This window comes from Photorhabdus heterorhabditis (assembly GCF_001280945.1).
Taxonomy (GTDB): Bacteria; Pseudomonadota; Gammaproteobacteria; order Enterobacterales; family Enterobacteriaceae; genus Photorhabdus; species Photorhabdus heterorhabditis.
Map to the genome: position 1 here is coordinate 1 of NZ_LJCS01000237.1, position 479 is coordinate 479.

The following is a 479-nucleotide window of genomic DNA, read 5'->3' on the forward strand; positions in this document are numbered from 1 at the left end:
GTGTGGGACGGCGACGTGCCGGCGGAAATCCGCGAGTATCAGCACGGCCGGCTGAAAATGATCCGCCATCTGGTGTTTGACGGCTGGGAACTGGTGGCGCAGCAGACGCAGGCGTTTACGCTTAATCTGGACAACCGGGTGGAACTGATGGCCGGGGAGGTGCAAACCCAGTATGCGGTCAGCGCCCCGACTGGCGAGCCACTGGCGCTGTTCGACCCGACGGGTAAACGGGTGTGGCGGCGGCCGAAGCAATCGCTATATGGCCTGCGGCTGAGCGGACACGGCGAGAACCCGCAACTGGACCCGGGCCTCCGATTTGCCGGGCAACTTTTTGATGAAGAAAGTGGTTTATTTTATAATCGGTTCCGCTATTATTTGCCGGAAGGCTGTTGTTACCTGAGTGCCGATCCTACGGGCCTCTGGGGTGGTGAGAATCCGTATGCATACGTCAAAAATCCCACAGGATGGATCGACCCATT

Annotated in this window: 1 protein-coding gene; it reads left to right on the top strand. The window is 58.9% G+C overall.

Annotated features, from left to right (window positions below; all coding sequences use genetic code 11):
• A partial coding sequence (locus AM629_RS21520; RefSeq protein ID WP_161804273.1) for an RHS repeat-associated core domain-containing protein occupies positions 1-479 on the top strand: 479 nt, incomplete at both ends.